Source organism: Streptomyces sp. NBC_00525, assembly GCF_036346595.1.
GTDB lineage: Bacteria > Actinomycetota > Actinomycetes > Streptomycetales > Streptomycetaceae > Streptomyces.
In genome coordinates, this window is record NZ_CP107834.1 from 2999699 (window position 1) to 3018848 (window position 19150).

A 19150-nucleotide genomic window follows, 5' to 3' on the forward strand; every position below is an offset into this window, starting at 1 on the left:
TCGAGTCGGGTCGCAGATGCGGGGCGGGGCCCGGTGCCGTCGCCGACACCGGGCGCGCGGTCGGTCAGGTGAGGCCGAGTTCGTTGTCGATGAAGGCGAAGACGTCGTCGGCGGTGGCGGCTTCCAGCTGGTCGCCGACCTTCTGGCCGCCGTCGCCGTGCTGTGCGTCGAGGGTCGTGGTCAGCCGCGTGAGCAGGCCCTGGAGACGGGCCGTGATCCGGGTGGCCTCGATGTCCTCGGCGGCGAGCGCCGCCGCGGCCTCCTCCAGGCGGTCGAGCTGCGCCAGTACGGGGAGTTCGCCGAGGCTGTCGCCCTGGCACAGCTCCGCCCAGAGGTGACCGGCCAGGGCACCGGGGCTCGGGTGGTCGTAGATCATGCTGGTGGGCAGCGGGCGCCCGGTCGCCGCGACGAGCTTGGTACGCAGGTCGACGGCGGCCACCGAGTCGAACCCGAGATCGGTGAATCCCCGGTCCGCGCCGACGTCGGCCGGATCGTCGTACCCGAGCAGCGCCGCGACATGCGTACGGACGAGATCGAGAAGAGCGGACCGCTGTTCCGCTTCGGCGAGCCCGGCCAGCCGGTCCGCAAGCCCGGAACCTTCGCCTCCGCCGTCCCCGGCCCCCTCCGTGCTGAGCGCGGCGCGTGCTTCGGGCAGGGCGTCCAGGAGCGGGCGGGGGCGGGCCAGAACGTAGGTGGGGGCGAAGCGGTCCCAGTCGAAGTCGGCGACCACGGCATGCGAGCCGCCGCCCGTGAGGATGCGGCGCAGCGCCCCGATGGCGAGGGCCGGGTCCATCGCGGGGGCACCCATACGGCGCATGACGGCGGCGAGTTCGGCGTCGACCATTCCCCCGTCCCACGATCCCCATGCCACCGATGTGGCGGCGAGGCCACGGGCGCGCCGGCTGTGCGCGAGCCCGTCGAGGCAGGCGTTGGCACTGCCGTACGCGGACTGGCCCGCGCTGCCCCAGACGGCGGCGCCGGACGAGAACAGCACGAACGCGTCGAGCGGGGTGTCGCCGAGGAGTTCGTCCAGGTGGCGGGCGCCGAGCACCTTGGCTTCGGCGACATGCGCGAGCTCGTCGAGGCCCAGTTCGCCGAGCGGGGCGATGCGCTGCGGAAGTCCGGCCGCGTGGAACACGGCGGTGAGGCCGCTGAGGCCGGCGAGCAGGGCGCGTACGGATGCGCGGTCGGCCATGTCGCAGGCCGCGACGGACACGCGGGCGCCCATGGCCTCGATCTCGGCGGCCAGTTCGGCGGCGCCCGGCGCGTCCGGGCCGCGCCGCCCGGCGAGCACCACGTGTTCGGCCCCGTCGGCGGCGAGCATCCGCGCCACGTGGGCGCCGACCCCGCCGGTGCCTCCGGTGACGAGAACGGTGCCCCTGGCCCGCCAGTGCGCGACCGGGTCGGGCTGCGCGGGACGGACCAGCCGTCGGGCGTACACGCCCTCGGAGCGCACCGCCACCTGGTCCTCGCCGCTTCCCCCGGCGAGGACGTCGCAAACCCGGTGCAGTGCCGTTTCGTCGGCGTCCGGGGGCAGGTCGATCAGGCCGCCCCAGGTGTCCGGGGCCTCAAGGGCGAGGGCCGCGCCGAGCCCCCACACCGCGGTCTGCTCGGGCCGTACCGCCGTGTCCGCGTCGTCCGTCGCCACCGCGCCCCGCGTCAGGCACCACACCGGGGCCGTCCACTCCAGGGCCGCCGCGTCACGCAGCAGGGCAGTGGTGTCCGCGAGCCCCTGGGAGAGCACGGGATGGTCCGGGTGCGGAGTGCCGTCGAGCGCGAGGAGGCTGACGATCCCGGCGGGCGGCGGGGACGGCGGCAGGCCGTCGAACGTCAGCGGATTGTCGTACTGCGAAGTGCCGTTGGACGGTGACGGGCTGTTCGGCCGCGACGAGCCATCGGCCTTCGGCAGGCCGGCGGCCAGTACAGGGCGCACGCCCCGCTCCGTCAGCGCCCCGGCCAGCGCCTCCGCGAGCGGGCGCTGTTCCGGCGCGTGTACGACGAACCAGTCGCCGCCGAGCGGGGCGGGCGGCGCGAAGTCCGCGACGGGCGCCCAGGCGACCCGGTAGCGCAGCGCGTCCACGGCCGACGCCTCGCGCCGCCCGGCCCGCCAGCTGGTCAGCGCGGGCAGCACGGGGGCCAGATCATCGGGCGCGACCCCGATCCGTTCGGCGAGCCCGGCCGCGTCCTCCTGCTCCACGGCCGCCCAGAAGCCGGCCTCACCGGGGTCCGCCGGGGCGGCGGCCGGAGCCGTGTCGGGCGCGGCGGCCCAGTAGGTGCGGTGCTGGAAGGCGTACGTGGGCAGGTCGACCCGGTGCGGGCGGTGGCCGCCCGCTGTGAAGCAGGCGTTCCAGTCGACGGGCACACCCCGTGTGTGGAGCAGCGCCACGGCCTCCGTCAGCACGCGTGCCTCGTCGCGGTCCCGGCGCAGGGCGGCGGTGAAGGCCGGCTGGTCCGCACCCTCGTCGGCACCGGTCAGGCAGTCGGGCCCGAGCGGGGTGAGGGCGGCGTCCGGGCCGAGTTCCAGGAAGGTGTGGACGCCCTTGGCGGCGAGCGCGCGCACGGCGTCACCGAACCGCACGCTCGCCCGGACGTGCCGCACCCAGTAGTCGGCGCAGGCCAGCTCGTCGTCACCGGCGAGTTCACCCGTGACGGTGGAGACGACCGGAATGCGGGCAGTGGCGTACGTGACGCTCTCGGCGACCGCACGGAAGTCGTCGAGCATCGGTTCCATGAGCGGCGAGTGGAAGGCGTGCGACACGGCGAGCCGCTTGGTGCGCCGGCCCTCGCCCGCGAAGTGTTCGGCGAGCGCCAGGGCTTCGGTCTCGCCGCCGGAGACGATCACGGAACGCGGTCCGTTGAGGGCCGCGATCCCGGTCTCCGGGGTGAGCAGCGGCGTCACCTCGTCCTCGGACGCCTCCACGGCGACCATCGCCCCGCCCGCCGGCAGCGCCCGCATCAGCCGGCCACGGGCGGCGACCAGCTTCGCGGCGTCCGCGAGGGACAGCACCCCGGCCACATGCGCCACGGCGAACTCGCCCACCGAGTGCCCGGCCAGGAAGTCCGGCCGCACCCCCCAGGACTCGACCAGCCGGTACAGCGCCACCTCGCACGCGAACAGCGCCGGCTGGGCCAGCCCCGTACCGTCGAGCAGTTCCCGGTCGTCGCCCCACATCGCCGCCCGCAGCGAGTCGTCGAGGTGTGCGTCGAGCGCGTCCACGGCCTCGTCGAAGGCGCGGGCGAACACCGGGTACGCGGCGTGCAGCTCCCGTCCCATGCCGAGGCGCTGGGCGCCCTGCCCGGTGAACAGGACGGCGCTCAGCGCGTCGGGCCTGGCCTCCCCGGTGACGGCGGCGTCGGCGGACCCGTCCGCGACGGCGCGCAGCGCCCGTACGAGATCGGCGTGCCCGGTGGCCGCCTGCGTGTCGGCGACGACCACGGCCCGGTGCTCCAGCGCGGCGCGGGTGGTGGCGAGCGACCAGCCGGTGTCGGCGAGAGGGATGGCCGGGCGGGCCTCCAGATGATCGGCGAGCCGAGCGGCCTGCGCGGCCAGGGCCTCGGGACGCCGGGCGGAAACCAGCACCGGGACGAACCGGGGGGCGGTGCCCTCGGCCGTACGCTCGCTGTCGGCGGCGCCCGACCCGGCGCCTTCCCCGGCGGCGGGGCTCTTAACCGGGCGCTCCCCGGCTGCGGTGTCCTTCGCCGTACCCTCCGCGTCAGTGGCGGAAACGGCCGCGGCCGGTGCTTCTTCCACGATCACATGGACGTTCGTGCCGCTCAGCCCGAACGACGACACCCCGGCCCGCTTGGCGCGCCCCAGGTCCGGCCACGCGACGGGCTCGGTCAGCAGACGTACGCTGCCGGCGCTCCAGTCCACATTGGGGCTCGGCTCGTCCACGTGCAGGGTGCGCGGCAGGACGCCCGCCTTCATCGCCTGCACCATCTTGATCACCCCGCCGACACCGGCGGCCGCCTGTGCGTGGCCGATGTTCGACTTGAACGAGCCCAGCCACAGCGGGCGGTCCGCGGCCCGCTCGCGCCCGTACGCGGCGATGAGTGCCTGCGCCTCGATCGGGTCGCCGAGCGTGGTGCCGGTGCCGTGCGCCTCGACGGCGTCCACATCGGCGGGGGCGAGGCCGCCGGAGGCCAGGGCCTGCTGGATGACGCGCTGCTGCGAGGGGCCGTTCGGCGCGGTCAGCCCGTTGGACGCGCCGTCCGAGTTCATGGCCGAACCCCGTACGACGGCGAGGACGGGGTGCCCGTTGCGCCGGGCGTCGGACAGTCGCTCGACGAGGAGCATGCCCGCGCCCTCGGACCAGGTGGTGCCGTCGGCCGCCGCCGCGAAGGACTTGCAGCGCCCGTCCGGTGCCAGACCGCGGTCCTGGCTGAAGCCCACGAAGGAGTCCGGGCTCGCCATGACGGTCACCCCGCCCGCGAGCGCCAGTGCGCACTCGCCGCTGCGGACGGACTGCACGGCGAGGTGGAGAGCGACGAGCGAGGACGAGCAGGCCGTGTCCACGGTGACGGCGGGGCCCTCAAGGCCCAGCGTGTAGGCGATGCGCCCGGAGGCGACGCTCGCCAGGCCACCGGTCCCGCCGCCGCCCGGATAGTCGTGGTAGACGACCCCGGCGAACACCCCGGTCCGGCTGCCCTTCAGCGATGTCGGGTCGATGCCGGCCCGCTCGATGACCTCCCAGGACACCTCCAGGAGCAACCGCTGCTGCGGGTCGGTGTCCCGCGCCTCACGCGGGCTGATCTTGAAGAAGTCCGCGTCGAAGTCCCCCGCGTCGTGCAGGAAGCCGCCCTCGCGGCAGTATGTCCTGCCCGGCGTCGAGGGCTCGGGGTCGTACAGGGCCTCCATGTCCCAGCCACGCCCGTCCGGGAACAGCGACACGGCGTCCCGCCCCGCGTCCACGAGCTCCCACAGGTCCTCGGGCGACGCGATGCCCCCCGGAAAGCGGCAGCCCATGGCCACGATCGCGACCGGCTCACTGGCCCGCGCCTCGGCCTCCGACAACTGGCGTCGGGTGCGCTGGAGTTCCGCGGTGGCGCGCTTGAGATAGTCCCGGAGCTTGTCGTCGTTGCTCATCGAACCTCAACCAATCTGCAGCTGATCGCTGGCTAGGAGATGCCGAATTCGCTGTCGAGCACGTCGAACAGCTCCTCGTCGGTGACCGTTTCGAAGTCGGGCCCCTCGCCCGCCGAACCCGGGTCGCCCTGTGCGTCGCGCCACCGGCGCACGATGGCTTCCAGCCGGGCGGTGATCGCATCGGCTCGGGCGCTGACCGTTTCGGCGTCCCCTCCGGCGGGAAAGCCGCCCAGCACGTCCTCGATCCGGTCCAGTTCCGCGAGCACCGCGGCGGCCGGATCACCGGCGCCCGCACCCGGCTGGACGGCCAGGCAATCCGCCAGGAACGCGGCGACGGCACGCGGGGTCGGATAGTCGAAGATCAGCGTGGCGGGCAGATCGCACCCGGACGCGGCGGTCAACCGCTTACGCAGCTCCACGGCCGCCAGCGAGTCGAAGCCCATGTCCCGGAACGCCAGGTCCGTCTCCACGACGCCCACGGACGCGTGCCCGAGCACTGCCGCCACATGCGTACGCACCAGCGCCAGCAGCACCCGCCCGGCCTCGGCCGGCCCGAGCCCCGCCAACTCCGCCCGCAGCCCGGCCGCAGCCCGCTGCGACTCCTCGGCCGTGGGCACCTTGTGCACCACCCCCGGCGCTGTGGAGGTGCCGCTGCCGGGGGTGGTGCCGCGGCCCTCGACCCAGAAGCGGGTGCGCTGGAAGGCGTACGTGGGCAGTTCGACCCGGCGCGCCCCGCTCCCGGCGAAGTACGCCTCCCAGTCCACGCGGACACCCTGTGCGTACAACCGCCCCACCGCACCCACCAGGGACTCCGCCTCGGGCCGGTTCCTGCGCAGCAGCGGTACGAGCGCGGCCTCCTCGTCGGCCACGGAGGCCGCGCCGAGAGCGGTGAGAACGGCATCCGGGCCGACCTCTACGAACGTACGAACCCCGAGGGCTTCGGCGGCGTTCACGGCGTCCGCGAAGCGGACGGGGCGACGGACCTGGTCGACCCAGTAGTCGGGGGACTGCCAGTCGGTGGAGAGGGTGCCGGAGACGGTCGATACGACGGGGATACGGGGCTGGTTGAAGGTGAGTGGGGTGGCGATGGCTCGGAAGTCGTCGAGCATCGGGTTCATGAGGGAGGAGTGGAAGGCGTGTGAGACGGGAAGACGGCTGGTCTTGCGTCCCAGGGCGGCGAAGTGCTCGGCGATGCTCTGCGCTTCGGCTTCGGTTCCGGAGATGACGACGGCCTGGGGTCCGTTCACCGCGGCGATTTCTACCCCGGTGGCAAGAATCGCACCGACCTCATCTTCGGACGCCTGCACGGCGACCATCGCGCCACCGGCGGGCAGGGCCTGCATCAACCGACCGCGAGCGACGACGAGCTTCGCCGCGTCCGTCAGGGACAGCACACCGGCAACGTGCGCGGCGGCCAGCTCCCCGATCGAGTGACCGGCAACAACATCCGGCTTGACGCCCCAGCTCTCCACCAGCCGGAACAGCGCGACTTCGAAAGCGAAAAGGGCGGGTTGGGTATACGCGGTGGAGTTGAGCGCATCGGCGTCGTTCCCCCACATCACCCCACGCAATCCCGTGGCAAGGTGCGCGTCTACCTCACCGCAGGCCGCGTCAAACGCCTCCGCGAACGCGGGAAACGCCTCGTACAACTCCCGCCCCATACCGAGCCGCTGCGCACCCTGCCCCGTAAACAGAAACGCCGACTTTCCGCCCCGGCGAGCCCGGTCCACGATCACCGCAGGGTTTCCGCTCCCCTCCGCCAGCGCGGCCAGCGCCTCCGCGTGGTCGGCCCCCTCGTGTCCGAGGACGACCGCCCGATGGGTGAAGGCGGTCCGTGTGGTGGCCAGGGAGAGCCCGATGTCCGCCGCATCGGTGTGGTCGGGCCCTCCCAGGACCTGTTCCCGCAGACGGGCGGCCTGAGCGCTGAGGGCCTGCTCAGACTTTGCCGACACCACCCAAGGAACTACGGGGAGCGCGGCCCGCACGACCGTCTCCCCCGCCTCTTCCGGCGCCTCCTCGACGATCACATGGGCGTTCGTCCCGCTGATCCCGAAGGAGGACACCCCGGCCCGCCGTACCGCGCCGCCCGGAACCCAGGGCCGTGACTCGGCCAGCAGCTCGACGGCGCCGTCCGCCCACTCGACCTGGTCCGAAGGCGTTTCGGCGTACAGGGACTTGGGAAGCACGCCGTGGCGCATCGCCATAACCATCTTGATGATGCCCGCGACACCCGCCGCCGCCTGGCTGTGGCCCATGTTCGACTTGATCGACCCGAGCCACAGCGGACGGTCGGCCGGCCGCTCCTGCCCATAGGTCTCCAGGAGCGCCTGCGCCTCGATCGGGTCACCGAGCGTCGTGCCTGTGCCGTGCGCCTCGACCGCGTCCACCTCTGCCGCTGTCAGGCCCGCGTCCTCCAGGGCCCGGCGGATCACTCGCTGCTGGGCGGGTCCGTTGGGGGCAGTGAGGCCGTTGCTGGCGCCGTCCTGGTTGAGCGCGGAGCCACGGATCACGGCGAGCACGGGGTGACCGTTGCGCCGTGCGTCCGACAGCCGCTCCAGGACCAGGACGCCCGCGCCCTCCGAGCAGGCGACGCCGTCCGCCGAAGCGGAGAAGGACTTGGACCGGCCGTCGGAGGCAAGACCCTGCTGCGTGCTGAAGTAGACGAACATGTCCGGGGTCGACATGACCGTCACCCCGCCGGCCAGGGCGAGCGAGCACTCACCGGAACGCAGCGCCTGCGCCGCCATGTGCAGCGCCACCAGCGACGACGAGCACGCCGTGTCCACGCTGACCGCTGACCCTTCGAGCCCCAGCGTGTACGCCACCCGGCCCGACACCACACTGCCGGCCGTGGTCGATCCGGGCTCCGCGCCGAGCGCGTAGTCGTGGTACATCACACCGGCGAACACACCGGTCGACGAGCCCTTGAGCGTGGTCGGATCGATCCCGGCCCGCTCGATCGCCTCCCACGACACCTCAAGCAGCAAACGCTGCTGCGGGTCCGTCACCAGTGCCTCGTTGGGGCTGATCCCGAAGAACACCGGATCGAAGCCCGAGGCCTCGTACAGGAAGCCGCCCTCGCGCGCGTACGTCTTGCCGGGCTTCCCCGGTTCGGGGTCGTACACACCTTCGTCCCAGCCCCGGTCCGTGGGGAAGTCGCCGATGGCGTCCACCCCGTCCGCGACGAGCCGCCACAGCTCCTCGGGCGTCGTCACCCCGCCCGGATAGCGGCAGCCCATGCCGACGACGACTATCGGGTCGTCGTGGTGGGTACCGCGTCCGGAAGGCCCTGCCTCTTCGAGGCGGCGCTCCGCGTCCGCCAGCCGCCGGCGTGCGTCCCGCAGATCGGTCGTGGCCCGCTTCAGGTATTCGAGAAGTCGCTCTTCGTTGCTCACAGAGACTCACTCCCTCTGGTAGACGATCCGTGGCGACTCACTCACGCGGCGTCCAACGTTGATCGGATTCGAACGCTACTGAGCGCTCCGAGGGGCGGCCTACCCTTAGCCCACCCCTGCCGCAGGCCCCTGTACGACGGGGCACCGCCACGTGAAAAGCCGGGGTGCGTGGCGGCTGCCGTACAGCCGTCACGCACCCCGGCCGGGGCCCCGTCCCGCCCGGTGAGGCGGTGCCGGGGGTCAGGGGGTCGCGGGGGTCCCCAGCTCGTTGTCGAGGATGTCGAACAGCTCGTCCGCGGTGACCGTGTCCAGGTCCTGCCCGTCGCCCGCGTCCACGTCCGTGCCCGGCTGCGGTTCGTCGAGGCGGCCGGCAAGCTCCCGCAGCCGCTGCACGAGCTTGGCGCGTTCGGGTCCGGCGGGCGGTGCGTCGGTGGTGAGCAGTGCCTCCAGCTTCTTGAGGTCCGCCTCCACCCTGGACACGGGCACGGCAGGGACCAGACGGCCGGCGATGTACGCGGCGACCTCCGCCGCGCTCGGGTAGTCGAAGATCAGCGTCGCGGGCAGCCGCACCCCGCTGACCGCCGAGAGCTGGTTGCGCAGTTCCACCGAACCCAGGGAGTCGAAACCCAGCTCCCCGAATGCGCGGTCCGGTTCGATCGCTTCCCCGGAGGCATGCCCGAGGACCGCCGCCGCGTGCCCCCGTACGACATCCAGGATGATCCCCGTCCGCTCCTCCTCGTCGCATCCCGCCACTCGCGCGGCGAGCCAGGCGCCCTTCGCCGTACCAGCTGCGGCCCGCTTTCGAACAGGCGGCGCGATGGACCGCAGCAGAGCGGGGAGTTCGTCCGTACGGGCGCGCAGGGCGCCTTGATCGACCCGGAGGGGAACGGTGGCCGCGATTCCGGAAGCGAGAGAGGCATCGAACAGGGCGAGGGCTTCCGTCTCGGACAGAGCGGGCGTCCCGGCCCGGCGCATGCGCTCCAGGTCGGCATCGGCCAGATGGGACGCCATGCCGGTGTCCACGGCCCAGAGCCCGAAGGCCATGGCGGTCGCCGGAAGTCCTTCGGCGTGACGTTTGGCGGCGAGTGCGTCGAGGAAGACGTTGGCCGCCGCGTAGTTGCCCTGACCGGCCGCCAGCACCAGACCACCGGCCGACGAGAACATCACGAACGCCGACAGGTCCAGGTGGGCAGTCAGCTCATGCAGATACCAGGCCGCATCCGCCTTCGGGCGCAGCACCGTATCCACGCGCTCGGGCGTCAGTGCCCCCACCATCCCGTTGTCCGCGACGCCGGCCACATGCACGACACCGGACAGCGGGTACGCCGGGTCCACCGACGCGATCACCTCGGCCAGCACCTCCCGATCCGCCACATCGCACGCGGCCACGGAGACAGAGGCACCGAGGCCGGTCAGCTCAGCGACCAGTTCGGCGGCGCCCGGCGCATCCGCGCCCCGGCGCCCGACCAGCAACAGATGCCGTACACCGTGCGCGGCCACCAGATGCCGGGCGACGCGCGCGCCCAGCCCCCCGGTACCGCCTGTGACCAGCACCGTTCCGTCGGCGTTCCACACGGGGGCAGGTGTCTCATCGGCCGGGACCGCCGCCGGGACCAGGCGCGGCACTCGTACCTCGCCGTCGCGCACCAGCAACTCCGGCTCGCCCAGGGCCACCAGTCGGCCCGGCGGGACCGAGCCATCGGAGTCGATCAGCACGAACCGGCCCGGATTCTCCGCCTGCGCGGCCCGAACCAGCCCCCACACGGGAACCTGCCTGACATCCGCCGTCCCTGCTCCCACCGCACCCCGTGTGACGACCGCCAGCACCGCGCCCTCCGGCCGGTCCACGGAGAGCCAGTCCTGCACGGCCTCCAGTGCTCGGCCCAGCACGCCGCGTACCGCACCCGGCACATCAGCGGCGGCCTCTTCCTCCACGACGCACTCGTAAACCTCGGGCAAGGGTGACTCGTCCGCCCCGTCGCCCAGGGCCACGGGCTGCCAGTCCACCGCAAGCAGTGAGTCAGCGGCTCCGGAGCCCGACTGCTGATCCCAGACGGGCCGGGAGAGCAGGGACTCCACAGACAGCACAGGCGCGCCATGCTCGTCGGCGACGGTCAGCGAAAGCCCGTCCTGCTGGGCGACAGGCCTGAGACGCACTCGGAGCGCGGTGGCCCCGGCCGCGTGCAGGGCAACACCGTTCCAGGCGAAGGGAAGCAGGGTCTGCCCGCCGTCCTCACGACCCGGAATGGCCAGCAGGCCGACATGCATCGCCGCGTCCAGCAGGGCGGGGTGCAGGCCGAAGCGTGCCGCGTCCTCGTGGGCGGACTCGGGCAGGCGGACCTCCGCGTACAGCTCCTCACCGAGGCGCCAGGCCGCGGTGAGGCCCTGGAACACCGGCCCGTAGTGGTAGCCCGCCTCGGCAAGATCTCGGTAGGCGCCGTCGACAGTCAGCTCCTCGGCCCCGGCCGGCGGCCACTCCATGAGCGCGTCCGCCCCGGCCTCGTCCGCCACGGGAGCGAGGACCCCTTCGGCGTGGCGGGTCCACGGCATGTCCGGCTGGTCGTCGGCGCGCGAGTGCACCGACACGCTGCGGCGTCCGGTCTCGTCGGCCGCTCCGATCGCCACTTGGACAGCGACGCCGCCGAGGGGATTCAGCACAAGGGGGGCCTGAAGCGTCAGCTCCTCCAGCAGCCCGCAGTCGAGTTGCTCGCCGGCCCGGACGGCCAGTTCCACGAACCCGGTGCCGGGCAGCAGCACGCTACCGAGGACGTTGTGATCCACGATCCAACCGTGCGTCCCGGCGGACAGTCGGCCGGTGAGCACGGCCCCACCATCGTCGGGCAGAACGACGGCCGCGCGGAGCACCGGGTGGTCGAGCGCAACCTGCCCGGAAGCGGCGACGGCCCCACCCTCCGACGTGGGCGCCTCAAGCCAGTAACGGGAACGCTGGAAGGCGTACGTGGGCAACTCGACGGTCCGCGCCCCGGCACCGGCGTACAACGCCTTCCAGTCCATCCGCCCGCCGCCCACGAACATCCGGGCGAGGCCGCCGACCAGGGCCTCCGACTCGGGCCGACTCCTGCGCACCAGCGGTACGAACCCGCTGGTCTCCTCACCGGCCGCGCCGGCACCGAGTGCGGTGAGCACAGCGTCCGGACCGACCTCGACGAACGTACGAACTCCGAGGGCCTCGGCGGCCTTCACGGCATCCGCGAAACGGACGGGTTGGCGGACCTGGTCGACCCAGTACTCAGGTGACTGCCAGTCGGACGAGACGAGCCCTGTGACGGTGGAGACGACGGATATACGGGGCTCGTTGAAGCACAGTTCAGCAGCGACGGCCCGGAAGTCGTCCAGCATCGGGTCCATCAGCGAGGAATGGAACGCGTGCGAGACGGGAAGGCGGCTGGTCTTCCGCCCGAGCGCGGCGAAGTGATCACCGATACTGAGCGCCTCGGACTCCACTCCGGAGACGACCACAGACCGGGGACCGTTGACGGCGGCGATTCTTACCCCGGCGGTAAGAATCGCACCGACCTCATCTTCGGCCTCCTGCACGGCGACCATCGCACCGCCGACGGGCAGGGCCTGCATCAGCCGACCGCGAGCAACAACGAGCTTCGCCGCATCGGCCAAGGACAGCACCCCGGCGACATGCGCTGCGGCCAGCTCCCCGATCGAGTGGCCCACCACCACGTCAGGCTTAACGCCCCACGACTCCAGCAGCCGGAACAGCGCCACCTCAAAGGCGAACAACGCTGGCTGCGTGTACGCGGTCGAGTTCAGCGCCTCCGCGTCGTTCCCCCACACCACCTCCCGCAACCCCACCGCGAGGTGCACGTCTACCTCACCGCACACCGCATCAAACGCCTCAGCAAACACCGGGAACGCAGCACACAACTCACGCCCCATACCGAGCCGCTGCGCACCCTGACCCGTGAACAGGAACGCCGTCCTACCCTTCGCAGCCACTCCCCGAACCACCGCCGGGTGGGTTTCGCCGGCTGCGAGCGCCGCCAGCGCGTCCGCGTGGTCACCGAGTACGACGGCCCGGTGCTCGAACACCGACCGCGATGCCACCAGCGAGTGGCCAATGTCCGCTACCTCGTGGTCACCGGCGACGGACAGCAGTCGGGATGCCTGCGCGAACAGGGCTTCCGCACTCTTCGCGGTCACCACCCAGGGAACCAAAGCCAGTTCGTTCCCCGGCTCGTCAGCCACGGAGCCCATGGGCGCCTCGGGCGCCTCCTCCACAATGACGTGCGCGTTCGTCCCACTGAGTCCGAACGACGACACCCCGGCCCGACGCGGGTGCTCGGTCGGCGCCCATTCCCGCGCCTCCGTCAGCAGCTCCACGTCACCCTCGGACCAGTCGATCTGGTCCGAGCGCTCCTCCGCATGCAGAGTTGGCGGCAGCACACCGTGCCGCATCGCCATCACCATCTTGATGATCCCCGCAACACCAGCAGCCGCCTGCGTGTGACCCATGTTCGACTTGACCGACCCCAACCACAGCGGCCGGCCCTCCGCACGCCCCTGCCCATACGTGGCAAGCAGCGCCTGCGCCTCGATCGGGTCACCGAGGCGCGTGCCCGTGCCGTGCGCCTCGACCGCGTCAACCTCCGCAGCCGTCAGCCCCGCGTCGGACAGGGCCTGGCGGATGACGCGCTGCTGGGCGGGCCCGTTGGGCGCCGTGAGCCCATTGCTCGCACCGTCCTGGTTGAGCGCCGAACCCCGGACCACCGCCAGCACAGGATGGCCGTTGCGCCGCGCATCGGACAGCCGCTCAAGCAACAGCACCCCCGCGCCCTCGCCCCACCCCGTACCGTCCGCACCCGCCCCGAAGGACTTGCAGCGGCCGTCCGGCGAGAGGCCGCGCTGCTCGCTGAAGTACACGAGCATGTCGGGAGTCGACATGACCGTCACACCGCCAGCCAGGGCGAGTGAGCACTCGCCCGAGCGCAGCGCCTGCGCCGCCGAGTGCAGCGCGACGAGCGACGAGGAACAGGCGGTGTCCACGGTGACCGCAGGGCCCTCCAGGCCCAGCGTGTAGGCGACCCGGCCCGACACCAGGCTGCCCGCCGTGCCCCCGGCGTAATCGTGGTACATCACACCGGCGTACACGCCGGTGCGGCTGCCCTTGAGAGTCGTCGGGTCCACACCGGCGCGCTCGATCGCCTCCCACGCCACCTCAAGAAGCAAACGCTGCTGAGGGTCCATCGTCAGTGCTTCACGCGGACTGATCCCGAAGAAGTCCGGATCGAACTCCGCCGCGTCGTAAAGAAATCCACCGTCCCGCGCGTACGACTTCCCCGGAACACCGGGCTCCGGGTCGTAGACGTCAGGGTCCCAACCCCGGTCTCCGGGAAGCGGGGCGATGGCGTCCACGCCGTCCGCGACCAGGCGCCACAACTCATCCGGGGTGGTCACCCCGCCCGGATAGCGGCAGGCCATGCCCACGATGACGACCGGATCGTCGGCGCCCGCGCGCACGGCGGCTGTCTGTGCGGGCTCGCGGTCCGTGTCCGGGGTGCCGTCGAGAAGTTCCAGGACGAACGCGGCTACGGCCTCGGCGGTCGGGTGGTCGAAGATCAGTGTCGCGGGCAGCCGGAGCCCGGTCTCGGCGTCGAGCCGGTTGCGGAGTTCCACGGCCGTCAGGGAATCGAAACCCAGCTCGTCGAAGGCGCGCCCCGGTTCGATGGCCTCGCCCGACGCATGTCCGAGGACGGTCGCGATCTTCGCCCGCACCAGTTCCAGGACGGCCTCGGCCCGGACGTCGCCGGTCAGTCCGGCGAGACGGGTACGCAGGACCGATGTGCCCCCGCCACGCGCGGCCCGGCGGCCGGGGACACGTACGAGGCCACGCAGCATGGCGGGGGTGTCATCGGCGTGCGCACGCAGGACGGTGAGGTCGAGGCGTACGGGAACCGAGGCGGGCAGGTCCGGTCGCACGGCGGCGTCGAACAGGGCCAGGCCCCGGTCCGCGGGGATAGCGGGCGTGCCGGCTTCGCGCATGCGGTCCAGTTCGGCCGCGCCGAGCCCGGTGCCCATGCCGCCGGGGGTGTCCCACAGCCCGAAGGCCAGGGAAGAGGCGCGGAGGCCTTCGGCATGACGTGTGGCGGCGAGCGCGTCAAGGAAGGCGTTGGCCGCCGCGTAGTTGGCCTGCCCTGTGGAGCCGAGGGTGCCGGCGATGGAGGAGAACAGGACGAACGCGGTGAGGTCCAGGTCGCAGGTCAGCTCGTGCAGGTGCCAGGCGGCGTCCGCCTTGGGCGCGAGGACACCTCGGAGACGGTCGGCCGTCACCGAAGTGAGCATCGCGTCGTCCAGGACACCGGCCGCGTGGACGACGGCCCGCAGCGGGTGCGCGGAGTCCACCTCGGCCAGCAGCGCGGCAATGGCCGCACGGTCCGAAACATCGCACGAGGCGAACTTTACGCTCGCACCCGCTTCGGCCAGTTCCGCCCGCAGCTCGTCTGCTCCGGGTGCCTCGGCTCCCCGGCGGCCGGCGAGCAGCAGGTGTCGTACGCCGTGCACGGTGACCAGGTGGCGGGCGACGAGCGCGCCGAGGCCACCCGTTCCTCCGGTGATCAGTACGGTGCCGTCCGCGTCCCACACCGGCTCGGCTGGCGCGGGTGCGGTGACGCGGGCCAGCCGGGGGAGCAGCGCACGCCCGTCGCGTACGGCGGACTCCGGCTCATCGGCGGGCCCGGTGTGCGGAAGGCCCTCGGGGGCGTCGCTGTCGAGCAACAGGAATCGGCCGGGGTTCTCCGCCTGCGCGGCCCGGAGGAGGCCCCAGACCGGGGCCTGTCGTACGTCGGCCGGCTCGCCGTCCTTGACGGCGACCGCACCGCGTGTGACGACGAGAAGGGTGGCAGCGGCGAACCGCTGGTCCGCCAGCCACTGCCGTACGACGTCCAGGACGTGCACTGCCACGGTGTGGGCGGCAGCGGGCAGGTCGTGCCCCGCTTCGGCCGCGACCGGGGCGCAGTCCAGGACGACGGTGCCGGTCACGGGGCCCTCGGCGGGCAGGTCGGCCCAGCGTTGCAAGGTGCCGGACGCGGGGGTGGCGGCGCCCGTCTGTTGCCAGACGACCCGGTACAGCGGGTCCGTGACCGTACCCGTCCCGCCGGGTGCCGAATCCATCGCCCGGCCGACGACTCCGCCGACCGCGGCGACCGGGGCACCGGACGCGTCGGCGATCTCCAGGGACAGCGACTCCGGGGTGGGCCTCGACAGGCGTACGCGGGCCGCCGACGTGCCGTCCGCGTACAGCCGTACGTCCTTCCAGACGAACGGCAGCACCGTTGCCCCGTCCGGCTCCCCCGCGCTCTCCACCAGCGCGGCGTGCATCGACGCGTCCAGCAAGGCCGGGTGAAGCCCGTAGTCGTCGCCCGGCACGTCGTCGCCCAACGTGACCTCGGCGTAAAGTTCGCCGCCGAGCCGCCAGGCCGCCGTCAGGCCCTGGAAGGCGGGCCCGTACGCGAGTCCCTGGGCGCGCAGAGCCTCGTACGCGCCGTCGAGCGCGAGCGGCACCGCCCCTGCGGGCGGCCACGCCGACAGTTCAAAGCCGGGCTCCTCGATCTCCTCGGCCAGCACTCCTTCCGCGTGAAGCACCCAGTCGGCCTCGGGCACACCCTCCTGCCGCGCGTACACGCCGACCGTCCGCCGAGCGGACTCGTCCGCCGCCCCCACGACGACCTGTACGGCGACAGCACCGTCCTCGGGCAGGACGAGCGGCGCGTGCAGGGCCAGCTCCTCAAGCACCGCGCAGCCGACCTGGTCACCGGCCCGAATGGCAAGTTCGACGAACCCGGCGCCGGGGAAGAGCACGGCATCACGCACCACATGGTCCGCGAGCCACGGCACAGCCGCCACGGCCAGCCGCCCGCTCAGAACCGCACCCCCGGAGTCAGCCAGGGTGACCACGGAACCGAGCAGCGGATGCGCATGAGGCGCACTCCCCGGCTTCACCGCATCCAACCAGAACCGGGTGCGCTGGAAGGGGTACGTAGGCAGGTCGACCCGGCACGCCCCCCTACCCGCGAAGAACGCCTCCCAATCGACCCGCACCCCGTCCACGTACAACCGCCCCAGCCCGCCCACCAACGACTCGGGCTCCGCGCGCCTCTTGCGTACGAGGGGAATGAAGGAGCTGTCCTCCTCAGCGGCTGAGGCGGCCCCGAGGGCGGTCAGGACAGCGTCCGGGCCTATCTCGATGAACGTACGCACACCAAAGGCTTCGGCGGCGCTTATGGCGTCAGCGAAACGGACAGGGCGACGGACCTGGTCGACCCAGTACTCCGGCAACTGCCAATCCGACGACAGAGCACCGGACACCGTCGGGACGACAGGCGTACGCGGCTCGTTGAACGTCAACCCGGCAGTGACAGCCCGGAACTCGTCCAACATCGGGTCCATCAACGAGGAATGGAACGCGTGCGAGACGGAAAGGCGCCTGGTCTTCCGTCCGAGGGATGTGAAGTGCTCGCCCACGGCAACCGCCTCGGACTCCACACCCGAAACGACCACAGACCGAGGACCATTGACCGCGGCGATTCCTACCCCGGAGGTAAGAATCGCACCGACCTCATCTTCGGACGCCTGCACAGCAACCATCGCGCCACCGGCGGGCAGAGCCTGCATCAACCGACCGCGAGCGACGACCAACTTCGCCGCATCGGCCAGAGACAGCACTCCGGCGACATGCGCAGCGGCCAGCTCCCCGATCGAGTGACCGATGACGATGTCCGGCTTGACGCCCCAGCTCTCGACCAGACGGAACAGCGCGACTTCGAACGCAAACAACGCAGGCTGCGTGTACGCGGTCGAGTTCAACAACTCCGCGTCGTTCCCCCACACCACACCCCGCAACCCACGATCAAGATGCGCGTCTACCTCCACACACACCGCATCAAACGCCCCCGCGAACACCGGAAACGCCTCGTACAGTTCCCGCCCCATACCGAGCCGCTGCGCACCCTGACCCGTAAACAGAAACGCCGACTTACCAACCGCCCGCGTCACCCCCCGCACCAGCCCCGCATGCTCCTCGCCCACCGCCAGCGCCGTTAGCGCACCCGCACGGTCACCGAGCACCACCGCGCGATGGTTGAACGCCGTGCGGGTGGTAGCCAGGGAGAACCCGATGTCCTCCGCCCGGCCCTCACCGATCCTGGTGAGCAGCCGTGACGCCTGGGCGGACAGGGCGGCCGGGGTCTTCGCGGACAGCACCCACGGCATGACGGCCGGAGCAGCAGCCACCTCACCCGACGCAGGAGCGACAGGGGCGGCAGAAGCCATAGCCTCCTCCGGCGCCTCCTCCACGATCACGTGCGCGTTCGTCCCGCTCAGCCCGAACGACGACACACCGGCCCGGCGCGGCCGCCCGGCCGGCGACCACTCCCGTGCCTCCGTCAGCAGCTCCACCGCCCCCGCCGACCAGTCCACCTGGTCCGAAGGGGTGTCGATGTGGAGGGAGGGGGGAAGGACGCCGTGGCGCAGGGCCATGACCATCTTGATGATGCCTGCGACACCGGCAGCCGCCTGTGTGTGCCCGAAGTTCGACTTCACCGAGCCCAGCCACAGCGGCCGGTCCGCCGGCCGGCCCCGGCCATAGGTGGCGAGCAGCGCCTGCGCCTCGATGGGGTCACCGAGCCGGGTGCCCGTGCCGTGCGCCTCGACGGCATCGACATCGGCGGTCGACAGGCCGGCATCCGCGAGAGCGTTGCGGATCACGCGCTGTTGCGCGGGCCCGTTCGGCACGGTCATCGCGGCCGACGCACCATCCTGGTTGACCGCCGAGCCACTGACCAGAGCGAGCACGGGGTGGCCGTTGCGCCGCGCGTCGGACAGCCGCTCAAGCAGCAGCACGCCCGCGCCCTCGCCCCAGCCCGTGCCGTCGGCCGCCGACGCGAACGGCTTGCAGCGGCCGTCCGGGGCAAGTCCGCGCTGTCCGCTGAAGTACACGAGCATGTCGGGAGTCGACATGACCGTCACACCGCCAGCCAGGGCGAGTGAGCACTCGCCCGAGCGCAGCGCCTGGGCCGCCGTGTGCAGTGCGACGAGGGAGGAGGAGCAGGCGGTGTCGATGGTCACCGCCGGGCCCTCCAGACCGAGCGTGTACGCGACCCGGCCCGAGACGAAGCTTCCCGCCGCCCCGTCCGCGTAATCGTGGTACATCACGCCGGCGTACACGCCGGTACGGCTGCCCTTGAGAGCCGTCGGGTCCACACCGGCGCGCTCGATCGCCTCCCACGCCACTTCAAGAAGCAAACGCTGCTGAGGGTCCATGGCCAGCGCTTCACGCGGACTGATCCCGAAGAAGTCCGGATCGAACTCCGCCGCGTCGTAGAGGAACGCGCCGTCCCGCGCGTACGACTTGCCGGGCAGGCCGGGTTCGGGGTCGTAGACGTCGGGGTCCCAGCCCCGGTCGGCCGGGAAGCCGGACACCGCGTCGACGCCCCCGGCCACCAGCCGCCACAGGTCCTCCGGCGTGTCGGCCCCGCCGGGGTAGCGGCACGCCATGGCGACGATCGCGATCGGGTCGTTGCTCGCGGCGGTGAGCCGGGCGTTCTCCTCGCGCAGCCGCTCGTTGTCGGTGAGCGACTTACGGAGCGCCGCCACGACCTGTTCCATCGATGTGCTGGTCACGTCATCCTCATCATCCAGC

At 72.2% G+C, this 19150-nt stretch carries 3 protein-coding genes; all 3 read right to left on the reverse strand.

The features are described 5' to 3' along the window. Positions 1-64 precede the first annotated feature (64 nt). Positions 65-5086: a type I polyketide synthase gene (locus OG710_RS13260; RefSeq protein ID WP_330239525.1), complete on the reverse strand. Its 5022-nt coding sequence runs from the start codon at positions 5084-5086 to the stop codon at positions 65-67. Between the two features lie 32 nt (positions 5087-5118). Next, positions 5119-8481, reverse strand: coding sequence for a type I polyketide synthase (locus tag OG710_RS13265; RefSeq protein WP_330239526.1), 3363 nt, complete (start codon positions 8479-8481; stop codon positions 5119-5121). Positions 8482-8721: 240 nt separating this feature from the next. Further along, positions 8722-19131, reverse strand: a complete 10410-nt coding sequence (locus tag OG710_RS13270) for an SDR family NAD(P)-dependent oxidoreductase (RefSeq protein ID WP_330239527.1) — start codon at positions 19129-19131, stop codon at positions 8722-8724. Positions 19132-19150 lie beyond the last annotated feature (19 nt).

What these genes read in the sequence shown, in the direction of transcription:
- OG710_RS13260 (WP_330239525.1), bottom strand. Translation starts at nt 5,086, where the DNA reads ATGAGCAACGACGACAAGCTCCGGGACTATCTCAAGCGCGCCACCGCG.